The sequence below is a fragment of the Achromobacter sp. FW305-C-13 genome (assembly GCF_058783475.1).
In genome coordinates this window covers 780,100-801,036 of record NZ_JBYSYN010000001.1, presented here as the reverse complement: position 1 = coordinate 801,036, position 20,937 = coordinate 780,100, and the positions used below count along the sequence as shown (strand labels likewise).

General features: G+C 66.2%; 6 protein-coding genes (1 of these 6 only partly in view). 1 reads left to right on the top strand and 5 read right to left on the bottom strand.

Annotated elements, in window-relative coordinates:
* Positions 1–27: 27 nt before the first annotated feature.
* Positions 28–993, top strand: a complete 966-nt coding sequence (locus tag AC3WMU_RS03575; RefSeq protein WP_492281839.1) for a 2-hydroxyacid dehydrogenase — start codon at positions 28–30, stop codon at positions 991–993.
* A 24-nt stretch (positions 994–1,017) separates the two neighbouring features.
* Here the strand turns inward: AC3WMU_RS03575 and AC3WMU_RS03570 are convergent, their stop codons facing one another.
* The 5 genes in view from AC3WMU_RS03570 to AC3WMU_RS03550 are tightly spaced (at most 19 nt apart) and all read right to left on the bottom strand, a layout consistent with a single transcriptional unit that may run on beyond the window.
* The gene (locus AC3WMU_RS03570) at positions 1,018–1,815 is read right to left on the bottom strand and encodes an efflux RND transporter periplasmic adaptor subunit (RefSeq protein WP_006224225.1); all 798 of its coding nucleotides are present in this window, start codon (positions 1,813–1,815) and stop codon (positions 1,018–1,020) included.
* 19 nt (positions 1,816–1,834) lie between these two features.
* Positions 1,835–3,817 (bottom strand): preprotein translocase subunit SecA, encoded by a 1,983-nt coding sequence (locus AC3WMU_RS03565; protein ID WP_492281838.1) that lies wholly within the window; start codon positions 3,815–3,817, stop codon positions 1,835–1,837.
* Between the two features lies 1 nt (position 3,818).
* Positions 3,819–5,972 (bottom strand): efflux RND transporter periplasmic adaptor subunit, encoded by a 2,154-nt coding sequence (locus tag AC3WMU_RS03560; RefSeq protein WP_492281837.1) that lies wholly within the window; start codon positions 5,970–5,972, stop codon positions 3,819–3,821.
* A 10-nt stretch (positions 5,973–5,982) separates the two neighbouring features.
* Positions 5,983–7,806: an efflux RND transporter periplasmic adaptor subunit gene (locus AC3WMU_RS03555; protein WP_492281836.1), complete on the bottom strand. Its 1,824-nt coding sequence runs from the start codon at positions 7,804–7,806 to the stop codon at positions 5,983–5,985.
* Positions 7,799–20,937: the end of a DUF4347 domain-containing protein gene (locus AC3WMU_RS03550; protein WP_492281835.1), read on the bottom strand. It continues 19,843 nt past the right edge of the window; 13,139 of the gene's 32,982 nt are visible here — the last part of the coding sequence; the start codon falls outside the window, past its right edge; the stop codon is at positions 7,799–7,801. The genes AC3WMU_RS03555 and AC3WMU_RS03550 overlap by 8 nt, the downstream gene beginning before the upstream one ends.

Sequence of the window (20,937 nt, the reverse complement as noted above, 5' to 3'; positions counted from 1 at the left end):
ACCGGGCCTTTCTCATAAGCCGTATCCATGACAGATTCCCTGCCCGCCTCCTCCGCCCACCTGCTGATGGTCGGCCCCTTGCTGCCCGAGCTTGTGGCCGATCTGGAATCCCGCTATCGCGTCCACCGCCTGTGGGAAGCCGCAGATCCCGCCACGCTGCTGCGCGAACATGGGCCGTCCATTCGCGGCATCGCCACCAGCGGCCGCTTCGGCGCCACCCGCGAACTGATCGAGGCGTTGCCCGCGCTTGAGGGCATTTTCAGCTTTGGCGTGGGCTACGACACCATCGACCTGGCAGCCGCCCAGGAACGCGGGGTGGTCGTCACCAACACGCCCGGCGTGCTGGACGCTTGCGTCGCCGACACGGCGTTGGCGTTGATGCTGGCGGCGCCGCGCCGCATCGTCGAGGCCGACCGCTTCGTGCGTGCCGGCCGCTGGCCCAACGAATGCTTTCCGCTTGCCACACGCATGAGCGGCAAGCGCTGCGGCATTGCCGGACTGGGCAACATCGGCCTGCAGATCGCCCGCCGCGCCGCGGCCTTCGACATGGATATCCTGTACACCAGCCGCAAACCGCGCGCTGACGCCCCGGCCGGCTACCGCTACTGCCCCGACATCAAGTCCTTGGCGGCCGAATGCGATTTCCTGGTGCTGGCCGTGCCCGGAGGCAGTGCGACCCGCCACCTGGTGAATGCAGAAGTGCTGGACGCGCTGGGCCCCCAGGGCTGGCTGATCAACATCGCGCGCGGCACGGTCGTGGACGAAGCCGCGCTGGTCAGCGCCTTGCAGGACAAACGCATCGCCGGCGCGGGCCTGGACGTGTTCGAGCACGAACCGGCAACGCCGGCCGCGCTGAACGCAATGGACAACGTGGTGCTGCTGCCGCACATCGCCAGCGGCACGCACGAAACCCGCCGCGCGATGGCGGACTTGATGGTCGCCAACCTGGATGGCTGGTTCCGGGATGAAAAGGTGCTGACTCGGGTGGTGTGACCCAACGCCAGGCCACGCCTGTTTTCAGAACTTGACCGAACACCGGATCCCCGACGGGATGGCATTGCCGTCATTAGGAACGCGCAGCAGCACCGTAAAGGTGCCGCTAGCCGCGTCCATGACCCGGTCGATGCGCCACACCTTGGCCTGCAGCGGCTTGCCGCTGATGGCCTGGTTCACCGTGACCTCGGCATTCGCGTCGGCCTTGATCTGCCCGTACAGGCCTTCGGGGACGACCACCTTCACCAGCAAGGGGTTGATCTGCGCCAGCTTGACGATCTTGTTGTCGTTGACACGGTCACCCGGCCCCGCAAAGCGTTCCGCGACGACGCCGTCGAACGGGCTCTTGATGCTGCGCTCGGCCAGGATCGCCTGCTGCAGCGCCACCTGAAGTTGCGCCTGGCGGCTGCGTGAGGTCATTTCGTCGTAGTCGCCGGCCGGCAATAGTTGGCGTTTGAACAGGTCGGCATTGCGCTCGACGACGCGGCCCAGGTAGGCCGCTTCGGCGCGGCGCAGCCCCAAGGTGGCTTCGTCGACGCTGGTGTTCAGCTCGGCCACCACCTGGCCTTTCTTGACAACATCACCGCGCTGGACCAGCACATTGCTGAGCACGCCCGCCGATGCGCTGCCCAGCTCGGACACCTGGAACGGTTCGATCAGGCAGGCCATCGGCGCATGCAGATTGTCGCCCTGCGTAGACAAGGCCGGCTCCGCCAATACGGGCAGGCGGGCATCCGGCGGAAGGCCCTGGGCGCGAACGCCGGTAGCGGCAAGCAGGCCAGCCAGCAAGGCGGGGCAAAGCAGTCGAAGGCGTAGCGTCATGAGATGGGATCTTTGCATGTCAGTCGCCCTGCCCGGAAAACGACAGGGAGTTTTCAAGTTCTTCATCCGCGGCCACCATTTGGCGGCGGTCGCGGGCCAGTTTTCGTTCGGTGCGGGCTTGCGCAAACCGCAACCAGCGCGCGGCCAACCCATGCCATCCCTGAGCGCGGGGCGCGCGCAGGATCTGCATGGGCTTGGCCCACGCGCTGCCGGTCACGCTGTCCAGCACCGCGTCTTCCAGCGACAGAATGGCTTCGACATGGCCGGGGTCGCCCTGGCGCCCGCAGCGGCCTTCGAGTTGCCGGTCGATGCGTGCGGATTCATGCCGTTCGGTCAGGATGACATGCAGGCCACCGGCCTCGCGCGCGGCGTCGGACAGTGGGATGTCGGTGCCGCGCCCCGCCATGTTGGTGGCGATCATGATGCTGCCGATCTCGCCAGCGCGCGCGATCATGTCGGCTTCGTCGGCGTCTTGCTTGGCGTTGAGCACCACGGCGGGCAGGCCCGCCTGGGCCAGCACCTGCGCCACCTGCTCGGACGCCGCGACCGAGCGCGTACCGATCAGGATCGGCACCCCTTGCTGGTGCAGCGCGCGGGTGCGGTCGCGCACCGCGGCCCATTTCTCGGCCAGCGTGGGGTAGACGGCATCCGGCGCGTACCGCCTGCGCGACTTACGATGGGTGGGAATGCGCACTACCGGCAGGTCATACACGCGGCCCAGTTCGGCGCGGATCTCGGCCGCGGTTCCCGTCATGCCCGACAGCAGCAGATAGTGTTTGAAAAAACGCTGGTAGCTGATGCTCTTGAGTGTGGCGCGCGGTTCGCTTAGTTCCAGCCCTTCCTTGTGTTCCAGCATCTGGTGCAGGCCCTGGCCCCAGGACCGGTCCGGCATCACGCGCCCGGTGAACTCGTCCACGACCATGATTTTCTCGTCGCGGATGATGTATTGCTCGTCCAGCCGGTACAGATGCAGCACGGTCAGCGCGCTTAGCACCAGTTCCTCGCGCCGGAACGGGATGCTCCAGGGGGCAGGCAGCACGGCGCACTGCCCGCGCAGGTATTCGCGGCCCAGCTCGGTCAGCGTCACGCGGCGCTCGCCGCGGTGCAGGCGGTAATGCTCGGGCACCATGCCACCCGCCAGTTCCATGGCCTGGCGCGTGACCTCGGTGGTGTCGTCTTCCTGCACGCCCGAAATGATCAGCGGCGTGCGCGCCTCGTCCACCAGCACGCTGTCTGCCTCGTCCACGATGGCAAAGCACAGACCGCGCAGGTACAGCTGGTTCAGCCTGCCCTGCGCCCCGCGCAAGCGCTCCAGGCGCAGCGCGTCTTCGTCCTTGTCGCTATCGAGCACGATCAGGTCGCGCAGGTAGTCGAACACCAGCGTCTTGTTGGAACAATAGACCACGTCCGCCTGGTAGGCCTTGCGCCGCGCGGGGATGTCCATTTCCATGCTGACCCACGCCACCGACAGGCCCAGCGCCTCGTAGATCGGCCCCATGATCTGCGCGTCGCGTTCCACCAGGTAGTCGTTGGTGGTGATGACGTGCACGGGCAGACCAGCCATGGCGACTGTGGCGGCGGGCAGCGTCGCCGTCAGCGTCTTGCCTTCGCCCGTATGCATTTCGGCCACCATGCCTTGCAACATGGCCCAGCCGCCCAGCAATTGCACATCGAAATGCGCCTTGCCCAGCGCCAGCCGACCCGCTTGGCGGATCAGCGCGAAGGCACGTGCGGCGCTCTCCTGCGTGATGCCATTGGCGCGCAGGTCGAATGCGATGTCATCTGCGCGCCGGCGCACGCCCGCCAGGTCGATATCGCCCAGCGCCGCGGTTTCGCGCCGCACGCGCGACAGGATGCGCCGGGTGCGCCACAGCGGTTCGCGCCACTTGCGACCCAGCCAGCGCAAGGTGCCCGTGCCCCAGGCTTCCAGCTTGTTGGCATGGCGCTCGCTTTCCTTTTCAGGATAGAGCGGGTCGGGGTTCAGGGCGGCAAAGGCGTGCATGTCAGAACCGGAACTGGCGCAGCACCATCTGGCGCACGGCATCGTAGGCTTGCAGCGCGACCGGGCGGGGCTCGTGGGAGAACTTCACATAGACGCGTGCGCCCAGGTAGGCGCGCGGCGCGTCCTCGGGCAGGGTCAGGTCCATGACGAACAGGTTTTCGGACGATTTGGCGCGCCCTTCCTGCGATTTGCGCGGGTCCACGCCGATGCTGCCCCCGCCTTGCAGGCTGAGCGCCAGACTGGGCAATTCGTCGGTGGCGGCGGGCACCTCGCGGGCGATCCTGGCCACGAATTCCTGCCCACTGTCCTGCACCAAGCGGACGCGCACATCCTTGAGCGACCGGTGGATACGCTCCAGGCTGGACTGCGGCACGACGACCCGCACGGTCTCGGCATCCGTCAGCACATAGCCCAGCAACTCGCCGCGCTGCACGTAGCGCCCCGTCATGTCTTCGGGCTGCGCCGACACATAGCGCCCGGCGTGCGGGCTGCGCACCTGCTGCGCCTGCACCTGTTCCTGGATCGCCCGGCGCTCGGTTTGCAGGCTGGTCCACTGGTGGCGCATGATGGCCGCCTGCACCTGGTTTTGCGCATAGGCCTGCACGTAGCGCGCCTGGTATTCGTCAACCTGCGCGGCCAACATGGCGTCGCGGCGAATCAATTCATCGTTTTCCAATGCCATCAGCGGCGCGCCCCCCCCCACGGGCGCGTCATCCGCCGCCTGGCGGGCCCGGACAAAACCGGCCACGGGCGCCCTGACCTGCGCGGTCGGCGGCACCCAGACGACGCCCTCCGTGTCGGTGGACGACGGCATGGGCACCGCGCCCACCAGACCTGCCACGCCCAGCACACATACCCCGCAGATCACATAGGAACGGAAGCGGTGAGCCTGGATCTGCGGGTCGGCGTAGAACTGGCGACCCAGGCGCCACAACGGCATCACGATCGTGTTGAACAGCGCCCACATCGCCAGCAGCACGCCGAAGAAAAAGAACTGCCCGGCCATGATGAAGATGGCCAGGAACATGATGAACATGCGGTAGCAGAAGGACAGCACCGCATACCCCACGAACCAGGCGCGTTCGCCCGGGGTGGCGCGCGGCGCCTCCACGCCGCGCAGGCCCAGCGCATAGCGTTTGAACAGATAGCCCAGGTAGCCGTTGGAACGCTGGCCCAGATTGGGGATCTCGATGGCGTCGGACAGCACGTAGTAGCCGTCATAGCGCAAAAGCGGATTGCCGTTCATGAACAGCGTGGACACGCCGCACAGCACAATGACTGTATAGGCCAGCGACCGGCCCAGCCCCGGATCCAGCTGCGTCCAGGCGATCATCGCCACCGCCGCCAGGAACAGTTCCACCAGGATCCCCGCCCCGCCCACCAGCATGCGCCAGCGCTTGTCCGCGAAGGCCGAGGCCGCCGAGGCGTCCACATACGGGATGGGCACCAGCAGCAGGAACATCAGGCCGATTTCATGGACCTCGCCTCCGCGCGCCTTCACGGCGCAGGCGTGCCCGAGCTCGTGGATGGCCTTGACCACCGGATAGACCAGCGCCATGGCCAGCACGTTGCCGGTGGAAAACACCTGGTCCCAGATGTTGTGCGTCAGCGTCTGCCAGTGCATGGCGCCCAGCGCCGCGCCCGCCCCGACCACGCCCAACCACAGCAAGGCGCCCACCCAGGTAAACAGCCAGCGGTAAGCCGGAAGCAGGCGCGTCAGCCAGCGGTCGGGGTCCAGCAACGGCATTTTCAGCGCGCTGGGGTTGCCGATGTATTGCTTGACCTTCTGCATGCGCTGGCGCTTGCGGCGTTCGACCAGATCGCGCACGTCGGGCGCGCGATCGGTGGTCAACACGTCGGCGCGGTGCAACTGCGCCATCAGGCGGATGACCTCGTCCTGCGGCATGGCGTCGTCATCCAGCTGGCCGCAGGCGATCTCCCAGATCTCCTGCACCGTGCGGCGGCCGTCCATCAAGCTGATCAGCAGGTTGGCCTCGGGCGTATAGCGGTGGAATTCGCCATTGCTCTGGTCTTGCATCACGTACCAGACCTCGCCCCGGTACACGTGGCGATGGATATGGATGTGCGAACGCAGCCTCGGGCGCAGCGTGCTGACCCGGTGCCAGGAATTGCTATAGAGCGCGGTGCTAGACATCTTCTGCTCGTCAGCCGAACCAGCCCCACCATTTCAGGCGTAGCCAATCAAAAAACACATGCGTCCAGATCCAGACGTAGCGGCGCTCATCGATGTCGATGCGCCCCACGCCCTCCATCCCCGGCCGCAAAGCCGGCGCCGACTTCGGGTCCAGGCTGGCTTCCAGGCGGAACACCGTCTTGCCTTCCTGCACCTGCGCCAGGGGCACGATGCGCGTAACCGTGAACGGAATCTGCCGGTCGGGCATGGCGGCCAGCGCCACGCGGCCAGTCTGGCCCACCGCCACGTCGTCGATCAGCCGGTCTTCCACGTCCAGCCACAGCCGGTAGCCGTCCGGCGGCGACAGCTTGAACAGCTCTTGCCCGCGCTTGACGGCTTCGCCCAACTGCTGGCTGAGGTCGCCGCTGACGATCATGCCGTCAAAGGGCGCGCGCAAGGTCGACCGCTGGACCTGTTCCCGGTAGAACTGGATTTGCGCCATGGCCTGGCGGGCCTGGGCCTGCGCGATGGCGGCGGCCGCGCTGTCGCCCCGCGCCGACGCCTCTTCGGCCTGGCGGCGGTACTGCACTTCCAGATTACCGGCGCGCAGCAGTTCCAGTTCGGTCTCGCGCGTGTCCAACGCGGCCAGGGCGTCGCCCTGCTTGACGTCGTCGCCCGCGCGGTGCGTCGCCTCGCTGATGTAGCCGTCAAACGGCGCCGCCAGCACGCGTTGCACCACGCCCTGCACGGTGGCGGTGGCGCTGATGCGGTACGGGCCGTGGGCGAATACGCCGAAGGCGACGGCAGCCACCAGCGCCAGCGCCAGCAATTTGCGCCCGATATGGCGCGGCCCCAGCAAGCGGCCCGATTCGCGCAAGGCCCCATCGCGCCATTTGCGCCAAAAGGGCCGTTCCTGCTGCAAGCGTTGATAGAGCACCCGGCCGGTCAAGAGCACCACGCTTTGGCAAAGCTCGATGCTTTGCCGGTCAAATGGCTGGTTGTCGGGGCGTTCAAACACCAGCGCGCCACGGGCCTCGTCTTCCGGTGCGAACGGCACGGTAAGCACGTTGCGGTTGCCGAATTCGCGCGCCAGCTTTTGATGCGCGCGCAGCTGGATCGTACGGCCCTCGTCCTGGGGCAGACACAACGTCGTGTTCTGGTCGATGGCCTCGTCCATGGCTTCGGCAACGCTGCGCATCAGGTTCATGTTCTGTACCAGCCGGCTGCTGTGCGACAGCGCATACACCTTGCTGCGGCCATCCTGGCGAAAGCCGATGCTGACCCGATCGCACTCCAGCCGGGTGGCCAGGTCGGTCACCAGGGTCAGCGCCACGTCCTTGAACTTCCCTTCCTTCAGTGCGCGCGCCACGCTGTTGATCACGACCATCAGACGTTCGACCGTCTGCGCGCTGTCGGTTTCCTGGCGTTGCAGCAGCCAGAATTCCAGCACGCCCGTCCCCCAGCGCAGCGCCTGCACCAGCGGTTCGGGCGCCTGCATGGCGGTCTCGAAGGCCGCCACGCCATGGACGCGCCCGGCCAGGACGATGGGATAAGCCACCACCAGCGCATGCGCATCGGCCGACACCGCGACCTCCCTGCCCTGCAGGGATTCGTCCACCGCGCCGTAGAACGACGCGCCCGGACGGCTGCCCACGGGATATTGCGACACCGCCTCGAACGGGCCAGTGTCCGGCTCGCCCAGGATCAACGCGGCGTGACGCACCCCCGCCAACTGGCCGGCCTGCAAGGCCAGCCACGCGTCCAGGAAAGACTGGCGGTCGCTGGCGGCCGACAGCGCCGACCACCAGGCCAGGTCCGCGCGCTTGACCTGCGCGGGCACGACTGCATCATTCATCCTCGCTTCCAATCTCCGTAAGCTGGGGAGCCTCGCGCCGCACGCTCAAGCCGCGCTTGCGGCCGGCCTTCGGTTCCCACGTATTGGTCTTCGAATTGAACACGACCGTGCCGTTGCCGGACGTGCCCAACGCGCCGCTCAACCCCAGCAAGCCCACCCCGGCCGCCATCGCCACCCGTTCGGCCGCGGACGCGCCCGACTCCGGGATAGCGGCGGCCGGCGACGGGTCGGCCAAGCCGTCAGCACGCCGATCCGCCGGCTCGGCATCCGGCAGCGATGCGACCGGTTGCGCGTCGGCTTGCGGCGCTTGTTCGTCTGACGGATCGACCGGCGGCGTACCGCCCGCATAACCCTGGCCGCCGTCCTGCACCGTCTGATCGGTACGCATCGATACCTCGCCTGCCGTGGCCGACGAAGCATAATCGGAAAGCCCGCCGCCGTCGCGGTCGATCACGATGTCCGGGCGTGCCGCGCCCAGGCGGATGCGATCGATCAGGTCGTGTACGTCAGCATTCAGGTAGCTATCCGCGCCCCAACGGGTGGTCAGCGCCCCGAACACCGGCCGCGACCAGTCGCCGAAGTTGCCGTTCCACGAGAACAGGTCCTCCATCGCCCGCGTGATCAGGTCGGGCGTATTGCCGCCCTGACCGAAGCGGGTCAGATTGATGATGCGGCCGCTTTCCGGCTGGATATAGATTGCCGCGAAGTCGCCCACCATCACGTCCTTCGAGAGGCTGCCGCGGAAGTTATCCGCGCCAATGCCGCCCAGCATGACGTTGTTGCCGGGACCCGCCAACAGGATGTCGTCGCCGCCAAACGCGATGTCGATGGTTTCGATCAGGCTCATGCGGTCATTGACCAGCACCACCCGGCCGTTGTCACCGAACATCACGTTGTTGCCCGCGCCGCTTTCCAGCAGGTCGGCGCCCATGCCGCCGATCATCACGCCTTCGCCGTTGTTGTAGAGGCTGTCGTTGCCGCCCACCGAAGGATGCGTGGACTCGAACATGGCGATGCGGCCGCCGGCCGTGAACAACGCCCGTGCGCCGTCCCCGGCGATCAGGTTGAAACCGCCCGCGCCCACGGCCCGGACGATGTCGTCGCCCATGCCGCCAAACAGGGCGTTGCGGCCGGCACCCACCGTAATGGTGTTCAGGCCACCCGCCGGCAGGTTGATGGTCTCCAGCATCTGCAGGCCGACGCCTGCCAGATAGCGCGCGTCCGTACCCGGAGCCGCGGCGTCGATGAAGTCGCCCCGGTTGCGCAGGTAGTTCACCGGATCCACGGTGACGATACGGCCGAAGTTGGCGAACACGATGTTGTTGCCGTCGCCCGCCGTGATCGTGTTGCCGCCGGCCGCCAGCAGGTCGGCCGAGCCGCCCACCGCCAGGCCCGCGGCCTGCTGCGGCGTCAACACCAGGGTCAGCGCCGGCAGCGATTGCACGTCCGCCGTTGCCGCCGTACCCATGTTCATCGGCGTGCCCAGGTCGATATTCATGCCGGCGTTTCCGAACACGATGTTGTTGCCCTGGCCCGCATGGATGACGTTGTTGCCGCCGCCACCCGCGATCAGATCATTGCCCAAGCCTCCGTAGATCAGGTCGTTGCCCGCTCCGCCGTACAGGATGACACCCTGCGTGGTGGTACGCGCGTCCAGCACGTTATTGCCGGCTGCGCCGAAGGCCAGTGCCTGGCCTGCCAGGCGTTGACCCGGTTGCGCCGTGTAGTAGGCATCGTCCTGGCTGGTCGAACCGAACAGCAGGACCGGGCGATCGGCGCCGCCCACCGTGTTGCCCTCGGCCACCAGCAGGTTGTTGCCGCCGCCACCTTGCACCAAGGTCACCGTGCCCACCGTGGCGTGGCGCACCGTGTAGGTGTCGTCGCCCTGGCCCAGCATGGTGTTGACCGACTGCACGCCATGGAAAATGATGCCGCGGTCGTACACATGGGTGCCGGCCTGGCCGGTCTGCAAGACCGTCCCGCCCGCGCCGCCCAATCCCGGCGTCATGCCCAGCCCGGTGATCCGCCCGAAATCGGACGCCTGCGCGTGGTCATACACGCGGCCCAGGCCGCTCAGGTTGTCGACCTGATCCTGCATGCCGGTCTGGCCGGTCGTCGTGCCGTCGTCAAAGATGCGGACCCGGTCATTGACGGGTGCGGTGGACGCCACCCCGTCGTAACGCGCGCCCAGCACGCCGTCCGTCTCGCTTGGCAAGCCCACGCCGGCACGCAAGGTGTCGTCGTAGTCCGGGCGGTCCAGCGTGTCGCCTTCGATCAGCAACGTGCCTTGGATGCCGGACACGTCGTGCGGCTGATCGCCGTAGTTGGCATAGCTGATGCCCGTGACCGGATCCACCTTGATGACGGGTTGGTCCGTCGCGCGCGGGTGACGCACCTTGCCCGGTTCGTTGGCCGGGCCGGCGTAGGCCGGGTCCGCCACTTGGACGAGGATCGGCGCCAAGGCCACGTCTTGCAGGCCCGGCAACGTGGTGAAGAGCGAGGCCGACAAATGCAGGTCGCGACCCGCCAGGCTCAGCGGCGGCAAGCCCACGCCCGCGCCGTCTTCGATCTTGACCAGCACTTGCTGCGTGGCGCCCCATGCCTGCGCCCCAACGCCGTTGGCGTCGAAGGCCAGCACCACGCTTTGATGCCAGGTCAACCCGCCGTCGGTCGACAGCAGCACGCCGCGCCCTTGCAGGCTTTGCATGGCCGCCGCCAGCGCATCCGCCGCGGACAGGCCGACGCCTTGTGTCAATGACCCGTACAAGGCAGAAGCCACCATGGCGCTGCTCAGGGACACGTAGGCTTGGCCAGAGGCCGGACGCGGCAGCACGCTGGCGTCCAGATTCACCGACAGCGACAAGGCATTGCCACCGTTGGCGTCCAGCTGGCCCGGCTGGGCGGTGATGCTGACCGGTTGGGCGCCGTCGAACACGTCGCGTGAACCGCTACGCCCCGTGACGATGGTGTTGCCCGCCACGTCGCCCGACAGGTCGAAGGTGTCGCTGTCGCGACCGCCGATCAGTGTAGTGATGACGTTGCTGCGCGTGGACAGCACGTAGATATGGTCGTTGCCTTCGCGTGCATCCAGGTTCACGCGCTGGATGTTCTGGTAGCTGGTGTTCAGACCGGCGCCGCGGATGCCCTCTTGCGTCAGCACGAAGGCGTCGTCGTCTTCGGAACCCAACATGGTGTAGGTGTTCAGCCCTTCACCGCCATCGATGGCCACCGGGCCGTTGATGACATACCCGCGTTCGCCATTGGCCTGCGGCTGCGCCTGCTTGAAGGCGTAGACCATGAACTCGTCGTCGCGGCGGCCGCCGTACAGGGCGAGCGGCGCGGCGTTGCTATAGACACGGAAGACGTTTCTGCTGTTTTCCGCGCCGTACAGCGTCATGCCGAAGCTGTTGCCGCGCGACAGATAGCCTTGTGTGGTCTGGACGGTATCGATCTGGTCGCCCGCCGCCACGTTGGGGAACTGGCGGTCCAGCGCATACAACTGGCCGATCTGGTACTCGTTGTGCTTGCTGGCGTCGCTGCCCAGGCCGCCGTCGATGACCACATAGGTGCTGGTGTCGTCGATGTAGAAGCGGTTGCCGCCATCCACCGCGTTCAGGCGCAACCCGCCCGTCATGGTGCGGTCGTAGTTCACGCGCTGAACGTCGTCGGCATAGCCGGCGCCTTGCGGCGTGATCTTGGCCACGTAGTTGGCGCGTACGAGGAAGCTTTCGTCCTCGGTCGTGCCGTTGATGGTCAGTTTGTTGACGTCGGCCAGGTTCTCGGCGCCGTTGTCGTCCGAATCGTGGACATTGATCAGGATCGACGTCAGTGCCGCGCTCAGGTTCACGATGACGTGGTCGGCGCCGCGGCCACCGTCCACATCCACGCGATCCGTCACGCCCGGCGTGCCCTGCTGGCTGGTCAGCGACGGCAACTGGTCCAGCACGATCAGGTCGTTGCCGTCGTTGCCGTGCAAAGCGATACCGCCTGCCAGCGCACGCGCCGACAGGTAGATATAGTCGTCGCCCTCGCCCGCCAGCACCGTGGCGCCGCGGGCCAACAGGATTTGCGACATCCAGATCTTGTCGTCGCCGGCACCGGCATCCACGGTCAGACGGCCCAGGAAATCGGTGTCCGACAAGGTAATCAGGTCGGCGCCGGTACCGGTGGTGATGTCGGTGTTGCCGCCGATGATCACCGTATCCAGCAGCACTACGTTGTCGCCGTTGCCGGCATCCACCGTCAGCGAACCGGTGAGGCCGCTATCCAGCAGCACGAGATGGTCGGCGCCGGAGCCGGCGGTGATATCGGTGTTGCCATCGACGGTCACCGTGTCAAGCAACACGAAGTTTTCACCGTTGCCGGCATCCACCGTCAGCGATCCGGTCAGGCCGCTATCCAGCAAGGTGATCTGGTCGGCGCCGGAACCCGTGGTGATATCGGTGTTGCCACCGATCGTCACCGTGTCCAGCAAGACGAAGTTGTCACCGTTGCCGGCACCCACCATCAGCGAACCGGTCAGGCCGCTATCCAGCAGCACGATCTGGTCGTCGCCGACACCCGTCGTGATCGCGGTGTTGCCACCGACCGTCACCGTGTCCAAGGAAACGATGTTGTCGCCATGGCCACCCTTGACCGTCAGCGCCCCCGTCAAATCGCTATCAACCAGCGCGATCAGGTCATTGCCGGCACCAGCTGCGATCGTGCTGTCGCCGGCAACCGTCACCGTCTGCAGCACAACAGCGTTGTCGCCCTCGCCCGCGTCAACCGTCAACGCGCCGCCCAGGTTGCTGTCCAGCAGGCCGATCAGGTCGTCGCCCAGTCCAGCCGTGATCGTGGTGCCACCACCCACCCTCACGGTGTCCAACAAGACGATGTTGTCGCCGTCACCGGCATCCACCGTCACTGCCCCCGTCAGGCCGCTGTCGCGCAGCGTGATCTCGTCCATGCCGGAGCCGGTCGTGATCGAGGTCGCGCCCGCGACGGTCACGGTATCCAGCAGGACCGTGTTGCTGCCATTGCCCCCGGCGACCGTCACCGCGTCGCCGAATGCACTGTCCACAAGCGTGATCAGATCCGCACCCGAACCGGTGACGATCTTCGCCTTGCCGCTAACCGCGGACGTCTGCACCAGCACGATGTTGTCGCCATCGGCGCCGTCCACCGTCAACAAGCCGGTCAACGCGCTGTCCAGCACCGTGATTGCGTCGTCGCCCGACCCGGCGGCAATCGCCGTGTCGCCGCCTACTGTGACGGTATCCAGCAGGACAGTGTTGTTGCCGTCACCGGCATCCACCGTCAACGCGCCCGTCAGGCCACTGTCCACCAGCGTCACCAGGTCCACGCCCGAACCGGTCGTGATATCAGCGTCGCCGCCAATGGTCACCGTGTCCAGCAGGATCGTGTTGTTGCCGTCACCGGCATCCAACGTCAACGAACCCGTCAGGCCGCTGTTCAACAACGTCACCAGGTCCACGCCCGAACCGGTCGTGATATCGACATCGCCGCCAATGGTCACCGTATCCAGCAGGACGGTGTTGTTGCCGTTGCCCGCGTCCACTGTCAACGCGCCCGACAAACCGCTGTTCAGCAGCGTCACCGAGTCCACGCCCGAACCGGTCGTGATATCAGCGTCGCCGCCAATGGTCACCGTGTCCAGCAGGACAGTGTTGTTGCCGTCACCGGCATCCACCGTCAACGAACCCGTCAGGCCGCTGTTCACCAGCGTCACCAAGTCAACGCCCGATCCGGTCGTGATATCGGCATCGCCGCCAATGGTCACCGTGTCCAGCAGGATCGTGTTGTTGCCGTTGCCGGCGTCCACTGTCAACGCGCCCGACAAACCGCTGTTCAGCAGCGTCACCAAGTCAACGCCCGAACCGGTCGTGATGTCGGTATTGCCACCGATGGTCGCCGTATCCACCAGGATGGTATTGCCGCCATCCCCTCCGTCCACCGTCAAGTCACCAGCGATCTGCGTGGCCAGCACGGACACGGCGTCATTGCCCAGCCCGCTCTGCACGGTGATGTCGCCGCGCACGTCGGTGGTGTCGAAGACCACGGTATCGTCGCCGTCCAGCGTGCGCACCGTGGTCTGCTGCTGATTGATCAGCAGCGCCTGCACCGTGACGCGGTCCTGGCCGCTGCCACCGGTCACGTCCAGCAACTTGCCTTGAGTCAACGCCAGATTGCTGTCCAGCGCGCCGCCAATGTCGGCGGTGTTGCTGAAGGCAATCGTGTTGTCGCCCGTCTGGCTGCCGTAGACATAGACTTCGGGCGCCAACAGCCGGCCGTTGATGTCCAACACCGACGCCTTGCCATAGCCCGCCGCGCCGCGGTCATCGCGGTCCACGCGCAGGTTCATGCGCTGGCCTGCCTGGATCAGCGCGCCGGGCTGCGCGCCATTGCGTCCCGCCTGGAACAGGTTATTGCCCGCCAGCAGGCTCAACACGCCTACCGTGCTGACGACGGAATCCGCCGCCAGGACGATATCGCCCGACGTGCCGGCTTGCCCCGCCTGATGACGCGCCACCAGCCAGGCATTGTCGGCGTCGATGCGCCCGATGTTCATGGACAGCGCCTGCGACACGCCCTGCGCATCGGTCGCCGCGCCCAACTGCACCAGGGCCACGTCGCCGTCGGCCTTTGCATTGATCGTCGCCTGCGGCCCCACGACCGCCACGATCAGCGCGTCATTCACCAGCGTGCCGTCCATGTCGGATTGGACATAGCCGCCCACCGAACCCGCCGCTACGAAGTACAGGCTGCCGCCCGTCACTACCGCGTCCACCCGGCTGCTGGACAGGCCCGGCTGCGCGGTCTTGTCGTTGACGATGCTGGCCTGGCTGCTCAAGTGGATCTCGTCGCGGGACCGCGACTCCACCCGCGCCAGCGCCAGGTCATGCACGCCCAGCTGGCTAAGCGATATCGAACCCAGCGCCGAGGCCACCAGATAGCCCGACATATCCGTCAGCAACGGCGAACTCAGTTCCCCGATGGTGCCGGAAAGCGTTTCCAGCCAGACATTGCGTGCCGTGATCGCGGCCTGACCAACAGGCGTGCCGTTCAGGATGGCGTCCAGCGCGTAAATGCGCGCATCGCCGCGCATCCCGCCGGCATCCACCACACTGATGCCCCCCAGACGCAAGCCATGCATGCCGTACAGGTTGACGCCTTCGGTAGCCGACGCGCGCACCGTGGCCTGCGCATCGCTCGTCGACACGCTGACCAACAGCGGTGTGCCCTGCTGCGACACCTCGGCGCCCAGCCGGCCCACCGACTTGCCGGCAATCAGCGCCACCTCGCGCACGTAACCCAGGCCGGCCAGATCCGCCGCGCTCAGGTCCGTCAGGACCACGTTGGCGTATTGGCGCTGGCCGTCTGACGTGGCGTTCAGGATCGACAAGCCCGCCTTCAGCGTGACGCTGCCGGCCGACACCACCTGACCCACAAGCAGATTGGCGTCCGTCTGGTAGGACGAACCTCCGACCGCTGTGCCCTTGGTGTTCGCCAGGACCAGGTTCAGGTCCTGCGCACCGGACTGCGACACGCGCGCCACCCCGCCCGCTTCCACATACAGCGCGTGGCCGGCGGTCAGGCTCAGTTGCAGATGCTTTGTGGCGTCGTACTGATAGATGCCGTTGGCGTCCGCCGTGCTGCCCACGATGTCCTTGTCGGCCACCAGGCTGACCTGGCCCGCGCTTTCCAACGTGCCGGCGTCGGTGCCGATGATGGAACCGCCTTGCGCGCTGACCGTGATGGTGATGCCGTCCTTGGCGTGGATATCGCCCAGGCGAATGCTGCCCTTGGGCGAATCCAGGCCCACGGTGGTGTCGCTATATGCGGACACCACGCCGTTGACGGCCTGCACCGCCAGCGAACGCGTGAGCTTCAGCGTCAGGTAGCGCGGGTCGCGCATATCGCCCACCAGCATGCCGCTGGCCAGGGCCTGCGGGCTGGCGCCGTCTTGCGCCATGTAAGGCACGCTGACGGACTTCCACACCGGGTCCAGGAAGCCGCTGCCGATGTCCACCACCTGCACGCCATTGGCGCGCGCGGCGGCCACATTGGCCTGCCACTGGTTGATGTCGGCGGCCGAGGCGCCTTCCAGCAACTTGCTGTTGTAGAGGAAGACCTCGCGGCTGTTCTCGTACAGACCAAAGCGGTCCGCAAACAGGAACTGCACGGCGCTGTTGGCGGGCAAGGTTGCGCCCAGCTTGAACGCCGCGTCGTTGGAGAACTGCGGTTCAAAGCGCTGCCACAAGCTGGTGTCGGAGAAGTCAACGCTGGCACGGTCCAGCGGCTGCGTGCCGGCCGGGCCGATGTAGCGGTACAGCGTGTGATACACGCCCGCCAGGTTGACGGCGTTGGCGCGCGACAAAATGGCCTTGTCGGCCTCGGGCAGCGAGTCGAACACGTTGGCCCGTTCGTCATCGGTGAGCCCGCCCAGGCTGGGCAGTTGCAGCGTGTAGTCACCCAGCTGGGCGCCGATCGAGCCCTGGCCCGACGTGCGCAACACGATGCCGCCGCCGGCCTTCACGTTCAGGAAGCGGTCCGCAGGCGGCGCGCCGTCGGTATCGCCGTCCACGTCGAACACCTGTTCATTGATGGCGGCCGACACCGGGTACAGCAGATTGTTCTCGATATTGCGCAGCGTGGCCGTCGAGAAGTAGAAGAAGTAACCCGCGTTATAGGTTTGACCGAACTGCGCGATCTCGGCCGCCGTTTGGGCCGGCGCGTCGGCGCGCACCGTGTAAGTGCGCGTGTACGCCTCGACGCCCGCACCGTTCAGGCTGGAGGCGTCGAACGCCACCGTGATCGCGTCACCCATGTTCGGGTACAGCGCCAGCAAGCCGCCGTTCTGACCCGCCCCCGTCTGGTACAGCATGGCGTCGGCCAGCGTCGCCGCCAGGCGGATGGTGCCGTCCGCGCCCACGATGGCGTAGTACGCCGTATCGGCGCGCACATTGCCGATCGACTGGCGGAAGTAGATCTCGTCGCCCGTGCGCAGCGCGCGCAGCTGCCCCGTGCCGTCGTCCACGATGTTCATATTGGCCAGCTTGAAGCTGCCCGATCCCACGGACGTCAGGCCCGAGCTGACCGCGCCGGTGGTGGACTCCAGCCGGTCGAGCCAGTAGTTGTGGTATTCGGCCGTCTGCGCCAGTTCCTTGTCGACCACGTAGTCGTAAACGATCTGGTTACGCGTGGACTTGACAAGGTTCTGTGCCGCCGTGATGTCCAGCGCCGCAGCCAGGTAGTTCGGATCGAAGCCCTGGTTCTTCAGCTGCTCGTGCAGCGCCTGCATCTGCGCGCTCAGACCCGCGGTGGAACCGGCCGCCTGCGTCTGGAACAAGTGCGTGGACACGGTGAACATGCCGTTCACATCGGCCGCCGCAAAGCCGCGGAGCAATTCGCCCGTGATGCCGGCGTCGGTGAACAACGCCTTCACCAGCTCCCTGCCCTCGGCCGTCTGGTTCAGCAGTTCAATCTGCTGATGCAGCACCGCCTGTTCCTTGGAGGCGAACAGCTGGATGGTGTTGTTCGCGCCCACCAGCACGTAATAGGCCACGTTGGTTTGCAGGCTGGCCGTCTTGCCGATCTGCACGCGCACGTCGTTCAGATAGACACGGTCATAGTTCTGCAAGGCGCGGTAGCCCGTTACCTGACCGTTGGCGTCCGTCACCGGCACGATGTTCATGTCGCTCAAGGTGATGACGTTGTCCGTCGACACCGAAGCGCCACTGGCGGCCGCGTCCAGCAAGCGCACCGTCACCGCGCCCGGCGTCGCCCCCGCCACGCCGAAGATCTTGTCGATGGTGACCGCGGCACCGCCATTGAAGGCGCCGTTGACGCTGTCCGACAGTGTCACGACGCGCCCGTTGACGCTCTGGATGTAATAGATGGCCGTCTGCGTGGAATTGGCGAAGCTCAGTTCCACGCGCTGGCCTTGCACCAGGCGGTCGTTGCCCGGCAGGGTCAGCGTGGCCACGCCGAACTGCGTCAGGGACTGCTGGGTGAAGCCGTTGTCCACCAGGCGGATACCGGCATTCACCGTCATGCCCTGCAGCACCGGCGTGTAGCCGCCCGACGTGGTCGTGTCGTGCACATTGGTGTTCTGGTAGACGTTCAGGTCTTCCAGCTGCGACTTCTGCGCATACACCTTGCCCGAGAACGTGATGCGGCCGGTCAGCCAGGCGCTGTCGGGGCTGGATGCCGTCAGCGGGTTGCCGTCGGCGTCGACAATGGTCAGGATGTGCAGCGTGCCGTTGTCGTACACGCCCAGATCGTGGCCTTGCAGGCTGCCGTTCTGGTTCGTCATGTACAGCTCAAGCCCGGCCAACGAGATCGACTGCCCGCTTTGCAGCAGCGCCTTGATGCTATTGGCCAGCTGCGTGCGCGCCACATCGCTGAGGTTGACCTTGTTCAGGTCCCAGCTGAAGCCGTTGCCCATGTCGACAAACTCGGCGTAACCGGCGCCAGACGTTTCCGTATAGGTGTAGAACGGCAGCAGGTTGCTGCCGAACCAGCCCCAATTGGTGTTCGGCGTGTCGGACGTCAGGACGCCTTGCTTGAGCGCCGTGGCGCCAAAGCCTCGCTGGATCATGTACGCGACGGAGACGGAGTTCGTTCCCTTGCCCAGGCCGGTCAGGCCATAGACCAGCTGCGACGGCAGCACCGTGGACGTCACCACGTTCGCGCCATCGCGCACGTAGTAGCTCTTGACCGAGATGGCCGTACCCGAGAACGTGATCGCGATCTGGTTCTGCCCGTTGTTGACGCTGGTGGCGGGCGAACCGTCGGCCAGCACCAGCTTCAGCGATTCGATGCGGCGGGTGTATTCCACCCCGTCGATCGTGAAGGTGATGGTGCTGCCGATCAGCCCGTTGACCGCACTGTTCATCCAGTCGTTGTATTGCTGCACCGTGCCCGATCCCGGCATCTGCCAACCCAGCGAATTGCCCGCCAGTTGCAGCGTGTTGCCGGTGACGGTGCGCTCGATGACCGACCAGGTGCTGCCCGGCGCCGTCGCCGTCAGGTTGGCGTACAGCGAGCCGGTACCCGTGGCGATCTTGGCTTGCGGATGATCCAGGTTGTACTGCGTGATGGCCGCGATGATGTCGGCCGACATGTCCCGGTCATTGGCGCCCAGCACGGGCGCCGGCGCATTCGTTGCCGGCACCGTCGGCCGGGTGGCGTTCGTGGTGCCGCTGGTGTCGCCCGCGCCCATCGTGCCGGACGCATTGCCCAGCACGATGTTCAGGTTGTGATGGCCGGAGCTGTCCACGTTGCTCAGGTCGCCCACATACGGGGACTTCAGCGTGATCAGGATGCTGTCGAAACTGTTCGAACCCCACCATTGAGCGCCAGTGGGCAAGATCTGGTCAATCGCCAGTTTCTGCCCATCCACCAACACATAGGTATAGGTACGCAAACCCGCCAGCGCGCGCTGGTACAGGTCGCCCTGCGTCTGCCCCGACCGGCTGGCCAGCGCGTTCAACTGGGCGTTGCTCAGTTGCAGGCGCAGCGTGCTTGAGCCCTGCTGCACCGTCAGCGCGCCCGAAGGCAGCGTGAACGAGATCGGCAGATTGGCGTTGGCTTGATCCGTGGCGCCGGCCAGCGCGTACGACGGGCCGTACAGCACGCCCTGACTACCGGCGGTATAGCCCAGCGCCGCCAGCGACACCGCCCCCGTGACCGCGCCCGGGTTGGCCGGGTCGTACACGGTGAAGGTGAATTGATAGACGTTGTTCACGCCGCTGCCCGCCACCAGTCCAAGATAGCCCAGGATCTCGGTGCGCACATTGCCGTTCAAGCTGTTGTTATAGGCCAGCCGCACCAGATGCTGGCCGTCGACCGCCGCCTTCAGCGCGGCGTTGTACTGGTCCGCCGTCAGGCTCAGCGCCAGGTATTGGCCGCCTTCGGCCTGCGTGCTCAGGTACGTGCCCACGCCGCCCAGCGTGATGGTGGCCGTCTGCAAGGACCGCACGCCCGACCAGTAGCTGTCGTACTGGGCCAGTTGTGCGTTCAGGTCGGCCAGGATCTTGGCCGTAACCGTGGGATACGCCTTCTCGGTGGCGGTGCGCGTATCGGCCAGCTCGCCATCCAGCAGCGAACCGCCATTCAGCGTGATATTGACGCTGCCCAGCTCCGCGTAGACGGAGGCCTGGGGATTCGTCCAGTTCACCGGCTTGACCAGCGTCAGGTCGGCGTTCAGCACGTTTTGCGACAGGTAAATGCTCTTGTCGACGCCCGCGGGGCCGCCCGCCAGGCCCGCCTGGGCGGCAAAGCCCTGGCGCGCGTTGATCGTCAGCGCCTTGGACGCGGTGCCGATCGCGCCGTAGCCCGCGTTCAGTTCAATGCGATTGCCCGACACCACGGTGTCCGACCCGCTGGACGCATGGCTGAAGATGCCGTTCAGCGCCTCGATGTACACCGTGCCGGCGGACGAACTGACCTTCTTCAGCGTCGCCCACGAGCTCGCGCCGCCATCCGAGAAGTAGTTCAAGCGGATGTCGTTGCGCGCCTCGGCGCGCGTGTAGCCGTTGGAGCCCATCAGGTTCAGCTTGATGGCCCCGCCCAGCGCGATGGCGTCCACGTTCACCTGGGCGTTTGCGCCCGTGGGCATTTGCCCGTTTACATCGCGCGCCATGATGCCGACTTCGCCCTGCATCGTGATCGATGTGGGCTTGGACGCCGACACGGCCTCGATGCGCACCGTCTTGCCGTTGCCCACGATCAGGTTGCCGGCCAGCGTGATGTCGCCATTGCTGCGGATGTAGATCGCGTTGTCGGCGTTGCTGGAGCCCATGAAGCTCAGCGTGATCTCTTGCGAGGCCGGCATGTAGAAAGTGAAGAGTTCCTGCTGCTTCTTCTCGACCACCTGCGTCAGCGTGGTGGTCTTGGTGCGCAGCCAGCCGCCGCCGCTGGTGTGCGGGCCATCATTGCGCACGATGACGCCGGTGTTGAACTTGCGGTAGGCCACGCTGAACACAGACGTGTCCAGCGCCGTGCCGCCCGTGGTTTCCAGGCGGTAGTGCTTACCGTCGGGGCCGGTGATGGTGCCGTGGGAATCCTCCACCAGCTTCTGCGTCCCGCTGCCTTCGATCGTGGTCGGCAACAGCGCGTCATTCA